The organism is Azospirillum oryzae, assembly GCF_008364795.1.
Lineage (GTDB): Bacteria > Pseudomonadota > Alphaproteobacteria > Azospirillales > Azospirillaceae > Azospirillum > Azospirillum oryzae.
Map to the genome: position 1 here is coordinate 20676 of NZ_VTTM01000018.1, position 15793 is coordinate 36468.

Genomic DNA, 15793 nt, shown 5'->3' on the forward strand with positions numbered 1-15793 from the left:
AGGCCCGGAGGACCGCCCAGGGGGGGCAGCCCGAGGAGCCGGCCGCCGCGTCAGCGGGCGACGGCGTTCTGCGAGACGCGCAGTTGGCGGGCGCGGGTCAGCACCGCATCCTCCAGCTGGCCGGCGGTCTCCGGCCCGACCGCAACCTCGCGCCAGTCGTTGCCGGTCCGCTGCTGGCGGAACACCGACACCCGCACACCGTCGGCGCGCAGCTGGCGGTCCATGATGTAGAGGTTGACCTTGAAACGCTCGTTCGGCGAATCGGGCGGGGTGTACCAGTCGGTCAGGATCACGCCGCCGAACGGATCGGCCGAGGCGATCGGCATGAAGGACAGCGTGTCGAGCGAGGCGCGCCACAGGAAGCTGTTGACGCCGATGCCGCCGGCGCTGTCCTGGTCGCCGCCGCGCTTGTTCTTGCCGAACAGGTTCAGGCCGCCGTCGGTGCCGAGCAGGCTGCCGAACTTGTAGTCCTTGTTCTTCATCTGCTCTTCGACGGTTTCGGTCTTGCCGCCCCAGCTTGCGCAGCCGGCGATCGAGACGGAAGCCGCGAGCAGTACAGGGACAAGGCGAAGGGCGGTCGAACGGCGCATGGTCGGGAACCCGGTTCAGAAATGGGGATGCCGCGCGCGAGTCACGCGCGGAATGCCGGTGAACAGACCATAAGTGGACGGCCCCACGCAACAGCGGAAGCGTCTTTGCCCCGCCTCGCGACAACAGGACGACAACAGGCGGGGTCTGCCGGCTTCGACTGTGGCGGGGCGGACAGGGGGGTCTTCTTAGTGTGCTCCGTGCGACACACTGTCCCCCCAATGCAGCAATCGGGGAGATTTGCCGCTTGCTGGCAAGGGCGGGGGTGCGTACGAAAGTCTCAGCCAGGACGTCAACCAGGCTGAAACATCTGCTGCCAGGATGGAGGCAACAATCATGAACCGTTATCTGCTGGCCGGCGCCGCTGCCGCCGCTCTCGCTTTCGGCGCTGGCGCTGCCAACGCCCAGGCCAAGTTCGAAGTCAAGGTCGGCGGCGACGCCTACTTCGAAGCCGGCTACGTCGATCAGGATCTGGACTCCGGCCTGCGTTCGACCGAATTCCGCAACCGCATGCGCATCAACATCATCCCGTCCGCCAAGGCCGACAACGGCCTGGAGTACGGTGCCCGCATGCGTATCCGCGCCAACTCCGGCGCCAACAACGCCCGTACCACCGACGCCGACCGCGCTTACATCTTCGCGCAGGGCACCTTCGGTCAGGTCCGCATGGGCGTGACCAACTCGTTCAACGACGAGACCTACGTCTCGGCGCCGACCGACTACCTGCCGCTGGCCCTGGTCGATCAGGTCCAGAACTACTTCGGCCCGAACACCAACATCGGTGGCAACGGCCCGGCCGCGACCGTGACCGGCAACAGCATCATTTGGCCGTCGCTGAACCCGGACGGCAACTCGACCAAGATCGTCTACTTCTCCCCGCGCTTCGCCGGTCTGCAGCTGGGCGCCAGCTACACCCCGCGTAACGACAGCTCGGGCACGGACGTCAACCGCACCAAGCCGGTCGGCACCTTCGCCGGCGGCGGCAACGGCACCTACACCGACATGGTCGAAGTCGGCGCGAACTACAACAACACCTTCGGCGGCGTGACCGTCAAGGGCAGCGCCGGCTACTACTGGGGCCAGGCCGTCGACAACGTCGCCGGTTCGAACTACAAGGACCTGAACGCCTGGCAGGTCGGCGCCAGCGTCGGCTACGCCGGCTTCAGCGTCGGCGGCAGCTACACCGACTTCGGCAAGTCGGGCCTGAACGACCGTACCGGCCTGTTCACCGAGTCGACCCGCAACTGGGTTGTCGGCGCTCAGTACACCACCGGCCCGATCGTCGTCGGCGCCAACTACAAGAACGGCAAGGACGCCGGCTCGGTGGCCCTGTCCGGCGACCGCGAGCTGCAGGTCTACGAAATCGGCATCGGCTACACCGTTGCTCCGGGTCTGACCCTGCAGGCTCAGTACGACTACTTCGACCTGGACGCCGAGACCTCGGCGCTCAGCGACAAGGGCAACGTCGTGCTCGTCCGCACCGTCCTGGCGTTCTAATCGGTCTTCCGATCAGACATCCGGTAACGGAAAGAGAGGGCGGTGGCTTCGGCCACCGCTCTTTTTTTTATGCCCAATGTTATGCCCGCGGCGTGGGCAGGACGCCCAAATCCTGAGCCGCATTTGCGCCAAAAATGGGGCAGAGCCAATTTTTCCTTTCTTTTCAGAGAGTTAGCTGTGTGGTTTTCTCGCAACTGTGTTGCGGATGCGTGAAGGCACGTCAGTTTCCCCCTTGTCGGCCAGAGCAACTCGCGATTAAGTCATTCGCATAAGGGCCCCGACTGGAAGGTCACGGCCGAAAAGACAACCGCCGCTCCCGGTCAAACGGGGCGTACGCACAAGGATGGACAATCCATGAAGCGCTCTCTCGTTATCGGCTGCGCAGCCGTTGCCCTCGCCGCCGGCTGCGGCACCGCCTCGGCCCAGTCCAAGTTCGACGTCCTGCTGGGCGGCGACGCCTTCTTCCAGGGCGCCTATGTCGACCAGGACAACGACAACGGCCTGCGCAAGACCGAGTTCGCCAACCGCTTCCGCCTGACCGTCACCCCGACGGCCAAGGCCGACAACGGCCTGGAATACGGCGCCCGCCTGCGTCTGCGCGCCAACAACGGCACCAGCAACGTCCGCACCACCGACTACGACCGCGCCTACATCTTCGTGAACGGCACCTTCGGTTCGGTGCAGGCCGGCGTGACCAACGGCCCGTCGGACGACTCGGGCGTCATCGGCCCGAACGTCGACGGCATCTCGGGCAGCCCGGACGGCTTCTACAGCATCTACTACGGCGTCACCTCGCTGCCGTACGTGACGGGTTCGCTGCGCAACCTCGAGTCGGGCGACGCCAGCACCAAGATCGTCTACTCGACCCCGAGCTTTGGCGGCTTCAAGCTGTCCGCCGCCTACACCCCGACCTACGGCAGCAGCGGCACCGACGTGAACCGCCGCAAGAACGTCACCTACAACGACATGGGTGAAATCCAGGCCTACTATAAGGGCGCCTTCAGCGGCGTCGGCCTGGAAGCCAGCGTCGCCTACCAGTTCGCCCAGGCCCCGACCGGCTTCGAAGACCTGTCGTCGGTCCACACCGGCGCCACCATCTCCTACGGCGCCTTCGCCATCGGCGGCAGCTATGCCTTCAGCGGCGACAGCGGCTACCGCAAGGGCCATACCGGTGTCGACGACAACCAGGTCTGGCTGGTCGGCGCCCAGTACAGCCTGGGTCCGGTGATCCTGGCCGCCACCTACACCGACGCCAAGGGCGCCAATGTCGGCACCGGTGCCGCCACCGCCGCCGATTATGCCCGCGCCCACATCTATCAGGCCGGCGTGACCTACACCGTCGCCCCGGGCCTGACCACGGGCCTGGAGTACAGCTTCGTCGACAACAAGTCGGGCGGCGTCAACAACGATGCCAACATCGTTCTGTGGGACACCCGCTTCGCTTTCTAAGAAGCAGGCTCCTGGCAGCAGACGCGAAGGCGGCGGAGAAATCCGCCGCCTCTTTTTTTGTCCCGCTTAGTGCCGTGGCCCGTTTTGCCCACTGGCGCGCAGGACCGGCACGGAGCGCTCACCGAAGGAATTACCCCTTCCGCGTGACAGCGTGGTGATCTCCCTGCAAGCAATCGCCAGAAAATCGCCAAATACTTAGTATATGAATTTACATGATCCGGGAGTGCGTGCTTTTCCCGTCACTGTCCTCGGGATGCGGAGACCTCCACCATCTCGGCCACTTGTCGGTCGATGGGGGGCGGGATTAAGTCTTGGAGCACAAGACACCGCTCGCGCCTCCCTCCGATGAGGCGCATGCATCCAGGATGACATGCCATGAAGCGCTCTCTCGTCATCGGCTGTGCAGCCGTCGCCCTCTCCGCCGGCTGCGGCACCGCCTCGGCCCAGGCCAAGTTCGATATCCTGTTGGGTGGCGACGCCTACTTCCAGGGCGCCTATGTCGACCAGGACAATGACACCGGGCTGCGCCAGACCGAGTTCGCCAACCGCTTCCGCCTCAACATCACCCCGACGGCCAAGGCCGACAACGGCCTGGAATATGGCGCCCGCCTGCGCCTGCGCGCCTCCGGCGGCACCGCCAACAACCGCAGCACCGACAGCGACCGCGCCTTCATCTTCGTGAACGGCGGCTTCGGCACGGTGCAGGCCGGCGTGATCAACGGCCTGTCGGACGAATACGGCATCATCGGCCCGAACGTCGAAGGCATCGAAGGCTCGCCCGACGCCCAGTTCCTGAATTATTACGTGAACGCCAACGGCGCCCCCTATGTGCTGGGCAGCCTGCGCACGCTGGAGTCGGGCGACGCCAGCACCAAGATCGTCTACCTGACGCCGAGCTTCGCCGGGTTCCAGGTCGGCGCCGCCTACACCCCGGTGTACGGCAGCAGCAACACCGACGTGAACCGCCGCAAGAACACCACCGCCTATCACGACATGGCGGAGGTCCAGGCCACCTACAAGAGCGAGTTCGGCGGCTTCGGCGTGGAGGCGAGCGCCGCCTACCAGTTCGCCAAGGCGGCCAGCGGGCTCGAGGACCTGTCCTCTGTCCATGTCGGCGCCAATGTGTCCTACGCCAACTTCAAGGTCGGCGGCAGCTACGCCTTCAGCGGCGACAGCGGTTACGCCACCGGCACCCGCGGCGTGGACGATCAGCAGCTGTGGATCGTCGGCGCCAACTACACGCTGGGTCCGGTCATCCTGGCCGCCACCTACACCGACGCCAAGGGCATCGACGGCAACTTCGCCGGGCTGAACTCCCGCGCCCATGTCTGGCAGGCGGGCGTGACCTATACCGTGGCGCCGGGCCTGACCACGGGTCTGGAATACAGCTATCTCGACAACAAGGTCGGCGGCGTGAACAACGACGCCAACATCGTCCTGTGGGACACCCGCTTCGCTTTCTGAGCGTCGGGGCCCGGTACGGCACGAACGCGAAAGGCGGCGGAGAAATCCGCCGCCTTTTCCGTCATTCCGGACCGCCCTATTTCTTCGGAGCGGATTTCGGCTGGTCGGCCTTGGCATCCTTGGCCGCGGTGTCGCACATCATGAACAGCACCGACGACTCCAGCGGCGTCCAGACCAGCAGGTAGCGCTCCTTGTTGCGGTCGGCGAGGAAGGCGATGGTTTCCGGATCGGTCACGGACTTGGGGTGGATTTCCCCCAGCAGAAAGCCGAGACGGCCGTAATTCGCCATCGTCCCCTGGAAGATGAAATCCAGCCGCTCCTGATCGTCCTTGGCGATTTCCCAGCCGAACTGCTCCTGCCGCACGCAGCGACGGCCGTATTCGTCCAGAACCTTGTCCATGAAGCTGCGATAGGTGCCGTCGTCCGTCAGCGGATAGGCGGGCTCGCTGAAGCGCACCTTGGTCATCGGCGAGCCGAGCATCAGCTTGGCCTTGCCATTCTTGGCGCCGGGCTTCGCCTGGGCCTCAGCTTTGGGCGTTGCGGTTTTGGGAGCCGGCTTCGCATGGTCTTCGGCGTGGGCGGGAGTGGCGACGGACCAGACGGCGACCGCGGCAGCAAGGAGGCCGGCGGGGGCCGCCGACGTCAGGACGGAGAGCAGGGAACGAAACGGACTCCGCATGCGGAGGTCTCCTCGATATGCAAAAACGATGACGATCCCCCGCACCGGCGATCCGGACGCAAAGGGCATGGTCGCTTGGGGCGCTTGCGTTTCCGCGGACCGTCCGCTAACACGCCGCGGAAGCGCTGTACACCCGCAGCGACCGGATTGGGGGCGGCCATGACGACGACGCAGGGCACTGGCAGAGATACGCAAACCGGCGCCGAAGCAGGCGGTTCCGCCGGCGCGGACAACGTGGCGGGACGGCTCGACTCGGTGCGCCGCGCCATTGCGGAAACGGCATCGGCCTGCGGGCGCGGCGACGGCGCGGTGACGCTGATCGCCGTGTCGAAGACCCATCCGGCCGAAGCGGTGGAGGAGGCGCTCGCCGCCGGCCAGCGCGTGTTCGGCGAGAACCGGGTGCAGGAGGCCAAGGCCAAGTTCCCGGCGCTGAAGGAGCGCTTTCCCGAACTGGAACTGCACCTGATCGGTCCGCTGCAGACCAACAAGGTCAAGGACGCCGTCGCCCTGTTCGACGTGATCCAGACGCTGGACCGCCCGAAACTGGCGGAGGCGCTGGCGGAGGAGATGGCGAAATCCGGCCGCCGCCCGCGCTGCCTGATCGAGGTCAACACGGGCGAGGAACCGCAGAAGGCCGGCCTCGCTCCGGCGGAGGTGGAGGCCTTCCTGGCCGACTGCCGCGACCGGCTGGGGCTGCCCGTCACCGGGCTGATGTGCATCCCGCCGGTGGACGAGGAGCCGGCGATGCATTTCGCCCTGCTGGCGGAGATGGCCCGCCGGCTGGGGCTGTCGGAAATCAGCATGGGCATGAGCGGCGATTACGAGACCGCGGTCCGCTTCGGCGCCACCCATGTGCGGGTCGGCACGGCGATTTTCGGCGCCCGCCCCTATCCGGCCCCGTAAACAGCGGCTTCATCGGCCGTTCGGGCCGGCGACGCTCAGCGTGCTTCCCGGCCCGCAGTCCTTCAACAGGCGCAGCATGTCGTCGGGCGCAAGCGCGACGCAGCCGGCGGTCGGCGCCCGGTCAGGACGGACGAGGTGCAGGAACACGGCACTGCCCATCCCCGGCACCACCGGGTCGTCATTGTGCCCCATCACCACCACGACGTCGTAGACATGATCGTCCCGCCACATCTCCTCGTGGCTGGCGGGATAGGGCCGGATGACCGGACGGTTGTAGGCGGGATCTTCCGGCGCGTCGCACCAGCCGTCATGTTCGGCGATCGGGTGGAGCGGCAGCCCGGTCTCCGGCGGAGCCAGCCGGTCGGCACGCCACAGCACGCGACGCAGCGGGAAGCGGCCGACGGGGGTGGCCCCGTCGCCCTCCCGCTTGTCGGCACGGACGCCGCCGCGGCCCAGCACGCAGGGCACCTCGCCGCCCGGCCAGCGCAGCCGGCCGGTTGTGACCGGTGCGCCGTCATTGCCGCCGCCATTGCCGCCGGCATCCGGCGTCACGGTGATCTCGATGGTCATCCCGACACCCGCGTAGTGCTGCTCGCGGCACCCTGCGCCGCCTTGCGCGACTGCTCATACTTGGCGAGGTTGCGCATCATCGTCTCCGACAGCATGTCCGGCGCGACCGGAGTCTGGGCGGCGGCGGGGGCCGCTTCGGTTGGCTGGCCGCCCGGCTGCCCGGCGGCGGGCTGGGGCTGGCTTCCGTTGGCCGCCGTCGCACCGGCGGTGCGCGCGTTGGCGGTCACCGCCCCGGGGACCGGCGCCGCATAGCGGGGCACGCTGTGCTTCGCCAGCGCGGAGCTGGCCAGCGGCGTGTCGCGCGCCGGCATCTTGCTGGGGTGCGGAACCGCCCCGGCCGCGAGCTGCGCCGTCAGGACCGGCGAGGCATCCGCGGATTTGGCGGCGGAGGTGGCGGCAGAGCCGGAGGCCGCAAGCCGGATCGGCTGCCCGGCAGCGGGCTGCGCCGTCGCCGCCCCGAGATCGGCGGGCTTGGCGGCGGCCAGCGCGGCGGCAAGTCCGCCGGCGGGCGCCTGTTGCGCGGGCTGCGCCTGCTTCGGCGCTGCGGGGGGCTCCGCGGGGGAGCCGGACGCCGCCGGCCCCCCCGAGGCGTCCGCGACGGCCGTGGAGGCGGCGGGATGGTCACCGCCCCCAAAGCCGAGCGAGGTCATGACCGTTTCGCCGACATCCTGACCCGTCGCCTGTTCGACCACAGCATTGGCGATGGAGGCCATGCCACCGATCACGCCGCCATACAGCATGTCGCCCATGATCCGCATGGACGGCTGGATGGTGTCGCCGGTGATCTCGCGATAGATGGTGCTGACGATCGGGATGTGCTGCAGCGGGTTGATGATGTCCAGGAAGTCCCAGAAGGACATGTCGCCCTGGATTTCCACCGGGCCGCCATTGTGGCCGTCGCTGATGACCGGCGACGCCTTTTCGCGCGGCACCGGACGCTGTACGGCGCTGCTGTCGATCATGGTGGCGTCGATGGCCATGGGCGGTCTCCCGGCTCGGTGGTCACGACAGGTACAGCAAGCGGCGTGCCAAGTCTGGGCACCCGATCCGAACCGGAATCGACCGATTCGGGGGGATCCGGACGGTCGGCACCCGGAATCCGATTCCCAGCGCGGCCCGGCCGACAAGAGGCCGGCAAGAACTGCCGGGCCGGCATGGCGATTCCTGCCCCGCCGGCCCCGGCCTTTCGCCCCGGCCGTTCGTTCAGAACATATGGCCGCTGCGTTCCGCCTTGGTGCGGAGATAGGCCTCGTTGTGGCCATTGGCCGGGAAGATGTGGGCCACCCGCTCCACCACCGCGATGCCGCAGCGGGCGAGCTGGCGCAGCTTCTCCGGGTTGTTGGTCATCAGCCGCACGGACTCAAAGCCAAGCTGCCGCAGCATCTCGGCCGCCGGCAGATAGACGCGCTCGTCCGCTTCGAAGCCGAGGATCTCGTTGGCGTCCACCGTGTCGAAGCCACGGTCCTGGATGCGGTAGGCGCGCAGCTTGTTGACCAGACCGATGCCGCGTCCCTCCTGCGCCAGATACAGCAGCACGCCGCTGCCCTGGCGGGCGATCTCGGCGATGGCGCCGCGCAGCTGGTCGCCGCAGTCGCAGCGCAGCGACCCCAGCAAATCACCGGTGAAGCATTCCGAATGCAGGCGGGCCAGCACCGGCTGCTGCGGATCGGGGTCGCCGATGACGATGGCCAGATGCTCCGGCCCGCCGTCGGCCGGGCGGAAGGCGTAGATGCGCGTGTTTTCCGACCCGATCAGCGGCACCCGCGCGTCGGCGACGCGGCGCAGGGTCCGCACCACATGCACGCGGTAATCGGCGACGTCCGACGCCCGCACCAGCAGCAGGTCATGCTCCGCCGCCCACTCCGCCGCACTCCTCAGGGTCGAAGACGGCAGGTCGGCGGTGATGGCGGCAGGCAGCAGGCGGGCCAGCCGGGCGAGGTCCACCGCTGCGGCCTCGCGGCTGCCGGGGCAGGCCTCGACAGCGGTCAGGCCGGGGGGCAGCGCGTCCTGGGCCTGCGGATGCTGTTCGGGATCGGCCAGCGCATGGGCCTGGTCGGCGGTCAGCCCGCCGGGCCGGTCGAGCGTCATGGCGCCGAACGCCTCCGCCGCGGCGCCGGGCGCCTGATCGTCGGCGATGTCGCTCACCGGCTGCGCCACGGCGGCGGCGGCCAGCCCCAGCACCACGGCGCGGCGGCGGGTGACCACCAGCCGCGGGGTGCCGCCGGTCAGCGCCTTCAGCCGCTCCACGGCGTCGAGCGCCACCGACTCCACCGACACCGCCGCGCCGACCGTGCCGTCGGCGGTCTCGATCGCCACCACCTCGCCCCGGCGCAGGGCGGCCAGCGCCCGGTCGACAGCGCGCACGGCGGCCTCGTCGATGGGCGCCGCCGCGGACTCTGCCGCGGGCGTGGACAGGGTGACCGTGGTGGTGGCGGAGGAGCGTTCGGCTTGCATCGTCAGCGGCTTTGCGTAGCGGGTGCGCCGGATACGGCGCGTAAAACGGGACATGGTGCGTTCGGCGGGCGAAGCAAAGCGCAGGTGGCGCGCCCCTGTCCAGCAATTCCCGCGCGCCACACCGTTGCCGGGGACGCAACGATCCGGCTAGCCTGCCGGCGCGGGGACCATCCCGGGCCGCCGGCCGGGCGGAGTCGGCCCCTCCAACGGGCCGCTCCGCCGCCGGGACCATGGGCGCTAGGATGGCGACCGCAGCCCTTCAACCGGGAGCCTTTCCCCCGTGACCACCCTTTCGACGCCCCCTGATCCGCCCCTGTCCGTGCATCTGGTGATGCCGGCCGATCTTGCCGCCGACGCCTTTGCCGACGCCTATGCCCGCCGCATGGTCGAGGCCCTGCGCGCCGCCGGCGCCGGCATCATGCTCCACGCCCTGCCCGGCCCGCACCCGCAGGTCGATCCCTCGGCGATCCTGGCCGCCGACGTCGCGCTGTCGCGGCTGCCCGATGGCGCGCCGGTCCTGCTGGACGGCAACGCCCTGCCCAACCTCGCCGCCAGCCTGCCGGCCGACAGCCGGCGCCTGCGCTTCACGGCGCTGATCGAACGCCTGCACTGGACCGAACCCGGTCTGACCGCCGAAGAGGCCGCCGTGCGCCGCAATCTGGAACAGGGAGCGCTGGCGCTGATGCGCCATGTCGCGGTGCCGGACGAGACCGTCGCCGCCACCCTGCGGGACCTGGGCGTGCGGCCCGAGCGGATCGTCCTCGCCGCGGCGGACGCCGGCGGGGCGGCGGCGCTGCTGGCGGTCCTGTAGAAGGCCCATCTGGAAGGCCCATCCGCTTCGCCACAAGCCATCACGACAATCCACCGGCGCCATGCTACTAAGGCGCCGCCCCCGGCCCAGCCGACGGCGGCCCCGACTTCCGACTTCGTGCCGCGGACCATGACCATCGCAAAGCGCATCCTCCTGGTCGACGACGACACCGCCCTGCGCCAGTCGCTGGCCGAACAGCTTCGCCTGCTGGAGGAGCTTGAGACGGAGGAGGCCGGCGACGGCGCCGGCGCACTGAACGCGGTCCGCAAGGCGGGCGAGGCCGGAACCGGCTTCTCCGCCATCCTGCTCGACGTCGGACTGCCGGACATGGACGGGCGCGACGTCTGCAAGCTGCTGCGGCGCGAAGGGGTGCGCTGCCCCATCATCATGCTGACCGCGTCGGCCAGCGACGCCGACACCATCCTGGGGCTGGAATCCGGCGCCAGCGACTATGTGACCAAGCCCTTCCGCCTGGGGGTGCTGATCGCCCGGCTGCGCGCCCAGCTGCGCCAGTTCGAGCAGACGGAGGACGCGGTCTTCGCCATCGGCCCCTACAGCTTCCGCCCCGGCGCCAAGCTGCTGCTGGAGGAGGCCACCAACCGCAGGATCCGCCTGACCGAGAAGGAAACGGCGATCCTGAAATACCTGTACCGTGCCGGCGATCTGGTGGTCGGGCGTGAAACCCTGCTGGGCGAGGTCTGGGGCTACAACGCGGCGGTCACCACCCACACGCTGGAGACCCATGTCTACCGCCTGCGCCAGAAGATCGAGGCCGATCCGTCCAACGCCCGCATCCTGGTGACGGAACCCGGCGGCTATCGGCTGGTGCCCTGAGCCGCCTTCCCGGTCGGCCTCACCGGATCCGCCTTTCGGCCGGTTCTCCGGTCAGCGCCGGCCGACCGAGGCCAGTTCCCGCCGGCTTCCCCGTTCGGCGATGGTGACCTCGCCGGCGAAGCCGAGCCAGCGGCGACGCCCGCCCGTCTGCGGGCCGCCCGTCTGCGGCCCTGACGAAAGCTTGCCCAGCCGGGCCATGCCGAGTCCGCAGGCCGATGGGCCGCCCCACAGGCCGCGCCCCCGCGGCACCACCGGCAGCAGCCGCAGCTTGCGGCCGACGATGGCCATCCGGCGGCGCCAGTGGGTGACGTCGTGCGGCGACACGCCGACGCGCCGGGCGATCTCGCGGTCGGACAGCAGCGCGCTGCCGGGGTCCTGCAGCAGGTCCAGCACCGCGCGGCGCTTGTCGCCGTCGGCATGGCGGGAGTGCTTGCGCTCCAGCGCCTTGCCCATGTCCCACAGCTTTTCCGCCGTCTCGCGCGCCAGGGTGCGCCAGCGGTCCGCTTCTTCGCGCTGACGGTCGGCGTCGCCCGCCGCCTTGTCCAGTTGCCGCCGCAGGGTGGCGAGTTCCAGCTCCAGGTCCTTCACCTGCCGGCGCAGGCCGCGGACGAGTTCGTCCGGCGGCGGCGGCGGTGCCGGCGCACCGGCGGGTTCGGCAGGTTGGGCGGCAGGCGGCGGCTCGGCAGCGGGCGGAGCCGGCGTGCGTGCGCGCTCCGCCAGATCGCGAAAGGACAGGCCGGCGCGGGACAGCATGATGCGGGCGGCGCGCAGGGCGGACAGCGCCTCGCCCTGATGCTCCGACTCGGCCATGGCGAGGACTTTGGCGAGCTTGTCAGGATCCATCCGCGTCGGGTTCCGCCGGAGCCGGTCCCCACCCGCGCGGGGACCCGTGGGAAATAATCGAGTCATGCCGCGCAATGCGCGACGAGCCCCAACCTACCACATCTTATGGGTTTGGACAGATGCCCTTCGTAGGGTGCCGACTCGCGACACGGCCTGTTCGGAAGTCTTGTCCCCACCCCGAGGGATCCGCCCGGAAGGGAGCAGCGGGGGGAGAGATTTACTAGACTTGGGCAAGCGGGGCCGCCACGATGGCGCCGTCATGACCGTTCGTTCGACCATCAATTCGGCCATCGATCCGGCCGCCAATTCGACACGACCGCCCGCCCCGTCGCCCGCGAGGGACGAGTCCGGCGGCGAGTCACCCTTCATCGTGCGCTTCTGGGGCGTGCGCGGCAGCATCGCGTCGCCCGGCCCAGCCACCGTGCGCTATGGCGGCAACACCGCCTGCATCGAAGTGCGCTGCGGCGGCGCCCACATCGTCTTCGACTGCGGCACCGGCATCCGGCCGCTGGGCGAGTCGCTGGCGCGCGACGGCGGCCCGGCCGACATCGACCTGCTGCTGACCCACAGCCATCTCGACCATATCAGCGGCCTGCCCTTCTTCGCGCCGGCCTTCGATCCGGCCAGCCGGCTGCGGCTGTGGTCCGGGCATCTGCCGCCGGAACGGCCCTTCCGCACCGTGCTGGCCGACATGATGACGGCGCCGCTGTTCCCGGTGCCGGTCGAGATCTTCCGTGCCGACTGCCAGTTCCGCGATTTCCAGGCCGGCCAGACGCTGGAACTGGCGCCGGGTGTCCCGGCGGGTGTGGTGGTGCGCACCTGCCGCCTGAACCATCCCGACGGCGCCACCGGCTACCGGGTGGAGCATGACGGCCGCAGCCTGTGCGTCCTGACCGACACCGAACATCCGGCCGAAGGGCGCGATCCGGTGATCCTGGAATTGCTGCGCGGCGCCGACGTGATGGTGTATGACAGCACCTACACCGACGCCGAATACCCGACGCGCGTCGGCTGGGGCCATTCGACCTGGCAGGAATGCCTGCGGCTGGCCGAGGCGGCCGGAGTCGGCCGCGCTGTGATCTTCCACCACGACCCGGCCCGCACCGACGACGCGCTGGATGCCATTGCCGCGGAGGCGGCGGCGATGCGCCCCGGATCCCTGGTGGCCTATGAAGGGATGGAACTGTCCCTGTAGGATCGGCGCAGCTTGAGTTCAGCGCCATCCGCACCGGTTGAATCCCGAACAATCGGTTCCACTGAACAAAAGCGCTTGTGCGTGTTCATTACGCCACAGGTTGCTTTGTCACACTGGCCTCCTGTGACAATCTTGGTATTAGATCGGTGTGCAACCCCGCCACGATTGGGGCGGGCGGGGTCGTTGATGCGTGCAAAGCTTGGGGGGAAAAGCGATGCGCATGACCGGTCGTGCCTTGGGTATCCTTGCCGTGCTGACCGTCGCGACGCAGCTTGGCGGCTGCGCCACCGCGCTGCCGCTGGAAAGCGCCAGGCTGGACGGCGAACCGCGCAGCGTGGTCCTGCAGCATCCCGCCAGCGGCGAGACGGCATCCGTCACCTACTGGCGCCCCGGCGACGGGTATGATCCGGCCGCGATGCGCGAGATCGCCGTCCTGTTCCGCGACCGCCGCAGCGACGAAGTGATCCCGGTCGACCCGGCCCTGGTCGATATGCTGGTGGAGTTGCGCCGGCGCGTCGGCGCACCGCCGGAGTCACCGATCCGCATCACGTCGGGCTACCGGTCGAGCGCCACCAACGCCAGCCTCGCCCGGACGAACCCGAACGTCGCCGAGAACTCCTATCACATGCGCGGTCAGGCGGCGGACTTCTCAATCGCCGGCATCCCGCCCTCGCGGCTGGCGGAGGAAGCGGCGGCGATGCAGCGCGGCGGCTACGCCATGTACGCCCACACCGGCCATGTCCATGTCGACACCGGCCCCTTCCGCACCTGGACGCCGAAGACCGGCGAACCGCGCGCGCCGCAGATCCTGGAGGCGCAGGCCCGCGCCCGTGCCAATGCCCAGGCGCTCGCCATGAAGAATGGCGGCGGCAAGGGCCGCGTGCAGGTGGCCGAGGCGACGGTCAAAGCGGCCAAACCGGGCAAGCCGCCGGCCAAACCGGCCAAGGCTCCGGCAAAGGCCGCCGTCAGGGCGGCGGCCCCCGATCTGTCGCGCGTCCGCGTGGCGCTGGCCCAGGTGAAGGAAATGCCGGTGCAGAAGACGGCGAAACGCTAAACTCCCGGCGCAGTCCCGTCACCCGCGCACCGGTACCGTCATGACCACCCTGCTGATCCTCCGCCACGGCCCGACCGCCTGGAACGCCGAAGGGCGCATCCAGGGCAGCATCGACGAGCCGCTGTCCGACGCCGGCCGCGCACGGGTCGCCCGCTATCGCCTGCCGCCCGAGTCGGCCGGGCTGCGCTGGGTCGCCAGCCCGAAACGCCGGGCCTGGGAGACCGCCACCCTGCTCGGCCTCGATCCGACGCCGGAGCCGCGGATCGTCGAAATGGACTGGGGCGAGTGGGAAGGCCAGCGCACCGAGGATCTGCGCGCCGACGGCCGCATGCCGGCCCGCCATGACCGGCTGGGGCTGGACTTCAAGGCGCCCGGCGGCGAAAGCCCGCGCGAGGTGCAGGCCCGTCTGCGCTCCTGGCTCGGCGACCTTGCGGCGGAGGGCCGCCCCACCGGCGCCATCGCCCACAACGGCATCCTGCGTGCGCTCTATTCGCTCGCCACCGGCTGGGATATGCGCGCCGACCCGGCGGAGGAGTTGCGCAACGGCTGCGCCCACCTGTTCCGCATCGGCGAAGACGGCGCGCCGGAGCTGGTGCGGATGAACATCGGCCTGCTGGAGTAAGGGGGCACGACGGCCCCCTTCCCCGTCAGACGGCCAGATCGACGATCACCGGCACATGGTCCGACGGCTTGGGCTCCCAGCCGCGGGCGTCGCGCAGCACCTTGACGCCCGTCAGCGCGCCCTCCAGCGGCGGGGTCACCCAGATGTGGTCCAGGCGCCGGCCGCGGTTGGAGGCGGCCCAATCCTTCGCCCGGTAGCTCCACCAGGTGTAGAGCTTCTCCTCCGGCGGAACGAAGCGGCGCATGGCGTCGACCCAGCCGGCCGACGCCTGCATCGCCGCCAGCTTCTCCACCTCGATCGGCGTGTGGGAGACCACCGACAAAAGCTCCTTGTGGCTCCAAACGTCCTGTTCCAGCGGCGCGATGTTCAGGTCGCCGACCAGCACCATCGGCCGGTCGGGCGTCCGCTCCGTGCCCAGCCAGTGGGTCATCTCGTCGAGGAACTGGAGCTTGTGGGCGAACTTGTCGTTCACCGCCGGGTCGGGGATGTCGCCGCCGGCGGGGATGTAGACGCAATGCAGCTCGATCCCGCCCGGCAGATGGGCCAGCGCGTGGCGGCAATCCTGCTTGCCGCACCAGTGCTGGACGTCGTGCGACTCGAACGGCAGGCGGGACAGGATGGCGACGCCGTTGTAGCTCTTCATCCCGTGGATGTGGGCGTGGACATAGCCGCGCTCCGCCAGCGGGCCGAGCGGGAAGTCGGCGTCCACCACCTTGGTTTCCTGCAGGCAGATCACGTCCGGCCGCTCCTCCTCCATCAGGCGGAGGAGGAGGTCCAGACGCATGCGGACCGAATTGATGTTCCAGGTCGCGATGCGCATTGCCGGCGGC

At 69.3% G+C, this 15793-nt stretch carries 16 protein-coding genes; 9 read left to right on the forward strand and 7 right to left on the reverse strand.

Annotated elements, in window-relative coordinates; all coding sequences use genetic code 11:
* Positions 1-50: 50 nt before the first annotated feature.
* Positions 51-590: a DUF3576 domain-containing protein gene (locus FZ938_RS28915; protein ID WP_109151329.1), complete on the reverse strand. Its 540-nt coding sequence runs from the start codon at positions 588-590 to the stop codon at positions 51-53.
* Positions 591-924: 334 nt separating this feature from the next.
* Here FZ938_RS28915 and FZ938_RS28920 point away from each other — a divergent pair, with 334 nt between their 5' ends.
* The 3 genes from FZ938_RS28920 to FZ938_RS28930 all read left to right on the forward strand — a co-directional run bounded on the left by FZ938_RS28920 (position 925) and on the right by FZ938_RS28930 (position 4998).
* Positions 925-2085, forward strand: a complete 1161-nt coding sequence (locus FZ938_RS28920; protein WP_149201632.1) for a porin — start codon at positions 925-927, stop codon at positions 2083-2085.
* Positions 2086-2439: 354 nt separating this feature from the next.
* Positions 2440-3534 (forward strand): porin, encoded by a 1095-nt coding sequence (locus tag FZ938_RS28925; RefSeq protein WP_149201633.1) that lies wholly within the window; start codon positions 2440-2442, stop codon positions 3532-3534.
* A 375-nt stretch (positions 3535-3909) separates the two neighbouring features.
* Positions 3910-4998, forward strand: coding sequence for a porin (locus FZ938_RS28930; protein ID WP_149201634.1), 1089 nt, complete (start codon positions 3910-3912; stop codon positions 4996-4998).
* A gap of 76 nt (positions 4999-5074) precedes the next feature.
* Here FZ938_RS28930 and FZ938_RS28935 read toward each other — a convergent pair whose 3' ends face one another.
* Positions 5075-5677, reverse strand: a complete 603-nt coding sequence (locus tag FZ938_RS28935) for a hypothetical protein (RefSeq protein WP_149201635.1) — start codon at positions 5675-5677, stop codon at positions 5075-5077.
* A gap of 159 nt (positions 5678-5836) precedes the next feature.
* Between FZ938_RS28935 and FZ938_RS28940 the strand changes: the two genes are divergently transcribed.
* On the forward strand, positions 5837-6580 hold the full coding sequence (locus FZ938_RS28940) for a YggS family pyridoxal phosphate-dependent enzyme (protein WP_246457578.1): 744 nt from the start codon (positions 5837-5839) through the stop codon (positions 6578-6580).
* A 9-nt stretch (positions 6581-6589) separates the two neighbouring features.
* Here the strand turns inward: FZ938_RS28940 and FZ938_RS28945 are convergent, their stop codons facing one another.
* From FZ938_RS28945 to ribA, 3 genes are all read right to left on the reverse strand, one after another.
* A complete protein-coding gene (locus FZ938_RS28945; RefSeq protein WP_149201636.1) occupies positions 6590-7150 on the reverse strand; it encodes a L,D-transpeptidase family protein in 561 nt (186 codons plus the stop codon).
* Entirely contained in the window at positions 7147-8130 is a 984-nt protein-coding gene (locus FZ938_RS28950; protein ID WP_149201637.1) for a hypothetical protein, read from the reverse strand. Before FZ938_RS28950 ends, FZ938_RS28945 begins: the two co-directional genes overlap by 4 nt.
* A 223-nt stretch (positions 8131-8353) precedes the next feature.
* Positions 8354-9604, reverse strand: a complete 1251-nt coding sequence (gene ribA / locus FZ938_RS28955) for a GTP cyclohydrolase II (protein ID WP_149201697.1) — start codon at positions 9602-9604, stop codon at positions 8354-8356.
* A 280-nt stretch (positions 9605-9884) separates the two neighbouring features.
* On the opposite strand from ribA, the gene FZ938_RS28960 reads away from it, so the two are divergent.
* Positions 9885-10415, forward strand: a complete 531-nt coding sequence (locus FZ938_RS28960) for a glycosyl transferase (RefSeq protein WP_246457579.1) — start codon at positions 9885-9887, stop codon at positions 10413-10415.
* 129 nt (positions 10416-10544) lie between these two features.
* Positions 10545-11249, forward strand: coding sequence for a response regulator transcription factor (locus tag FZ938_RS28965; RefSeq protein ID WP_149201638.1), 705 nt, complete (start codon positions 10545-10547; stop codon positions 11247-11249).
* 51 nt (positions 11250-11300) lie between these two features.
* Here FZ938_RS28965 and FZ938_RS28970 read toward each other — a convergent pair whose 3' ends face one another.
* Positions 11301-12092: a hypothetical protein gene (locus FZ938_RS28970; RefSeq protein ID WP_149201639.1), complete on the reverse strand. Its 792-nt coding sequence runs from the start codon at positions 12090-12092 to the stop codon at positions 11301-11303.
* A 259-nt stretch (positions 12093-12351) separates the two neighbouring features.
* Between FZ938_RS28970 and FZ938_RS28975 the strand changes: the two genes are divergently transcribed.
* The 3 genes from FZ938_RS28975 (at position 12352) to FZ938_RS28985 (ending at position 14963) form a co-directional block, all read left to right on the forward strand.
* On the forward strand, positions 12352-13287 hold the full coding sequence (locus FZ938_RS28975; protein WP_246457581.1) for an MBL fold metallo-hydrolase: 936 nt from the start codon (positions 12352-12354) through the stop codon (positions 13285-13287).
* A 220-nt stretch (positions 13288-13507) separates the two neighbouring features.
* Positions 13508-14341, forward strand: coding sequence for a YcbK family protein (locus tag FZ938_RS28980; RefSeq protein WP_246457583.1), 834 nt, complete (start codon positions 13508-13510; stop codon positions 14339-14341).
* 40 nt (positions 14342-14381) lie between these two features.
* Complete coding sequence (locus tag FZ938_RS28985) at positions 14382-14963, forward strand: histidine phosphatase family protein (RefSeq protein ID WP_149201641.1); 582 nt, start codon at positions 14382-14384, stop codon at positions 14961-14963.
* A gap of 25 nt (positions 14964-14988) precedes the next feature.
* Here the strand turns inward: FZ938_RS28985 and xth are convergent, their stop codons facing one another.
* A complete protein-coding gene (gene xth, locus FZ938_RS28990) occupies positions 14989-15783 on the reverse strand; it encodes an exodeoxyribonuclease III (RefSeq protein WP_085087382.1) in 795 nt (264 codons plus the stop codon).
* Positions 15784-15793: the final 10 nt, after the last annotated feature.

What these genes read in the sequence shown, in the direction of transcription:
- FZ938_RS28915 (WP_109151329.1), bottom strand. Translation starts at nt 590, where the DNA reads ATGCGCCGTTCGACCGCCCTTCGCCTTGTCCCTGTACTGCTCGCGGCT.
- FZ938_RS28920 (WP_149201632.1), top strand. Translation starts at nt 925, where the DNA reads ATGAACCGTTATCTGCTGGCCGGCGCCGCTGCCGCCGCTCTCGCTTTC.
- FZ938_RS28925 (WP_149201633.1), top strand. Translation starts at nt 2,440, where the DNA reads ATGAAGCGCTCTCTCGTTATCGGCTGCGCAGCCGTTGCCCTCGCCGCC.
- FZ938_RS28930 (WP_149201634.1), top strand. Translation starts at nt 3,910, where the DNA reads ATGAAGCGCTCTCTCGTCATCGGCTGTGCAGCCGTCGCCCTCTCCGCC.
- FZ938_RS28935 (WP_149201635.1), bottom strand. Translation starts at nt 5,677, where the DNA reads ATGCGGAGTCCGTTTCGTTCCCTGCTCTCCGTCCTGACGTCGGCGGCC.
- FZ938_RS28940 (WP_246457578.1), top strand. Translation starts at nt 5,837, where the DNA reads ATGACGACGACGCAGGGCACTGGCAGAGATACGCAAACCGGCGCCGAA.
- FZ938_RS28945 (WP_149201636.1), bottom strand. Translation starts at nt 7,150, where the DNA reads ATGACCATCGAGATCACCGTGACGCCGGATGCCGGCGGCAATGGCGGC.
- FZ938_RS28950 (WP_149201637.1), bottom strand. Translation starts at nt 8,130, where the DNA reads ATGGCCATCGACGCCACCATGATCGACAGCAGCGCCGTACAGCGTCCG.
- ribA (WP_149201697.1), bottom strand. Translation starts at nt 9,604, where the DNA reads ATGCAAGCCGAACGCTCCTCCGCCACCACCACGGTCACCCTGTCCACG.
- FZ938_RS28965 (WP_149201638.1), top strand. Translation starts at nt 10,545, where the DNA reads ATGACCATCGCAAAGCGCATCCTCCTGGTCGACGACGACACCGCCCTG.
- FZ938_RS28970 (WP_149201639.1), bottom strand. Translation starts at nt 12,092, where the DNA reads ATGGATCCTGACAAGCTCGCCAAAGTCCTCGCCATGGCCGAGTCGGAG.
- FZ938_RS28975 (WP_246457581.1), top strand. Translation starts at nt 12,352, where the DNA reads ATGACCGTTCGTTCGACCATCAATTCGGCCATCGATCCGGCCGCCAAT.
- FZ938_RS28980 (WP_246457583.1), top strand. Translation starts at nt 13,508, where the DNA reads ATGACCGGTCGTGCCTTGGGTATCCTTGCCGTGCTGACCGTCGCGACG.
- FZ938_RS28985 (WP_149201641.1), top strand. Translation starts at nt 14,382, where the DNA reads ATGACCACCCTGCTGATCCTCCGCCACGGCCCGACCGCCTGGAACGCC.
- xth (WP_085087382.1), bottom strand. Translation starts at nt 15,783, where the DNA reads ATGCGCATCGCGACCTGGAACATCAATTCGGTCCGCATGCGTCTGGAC.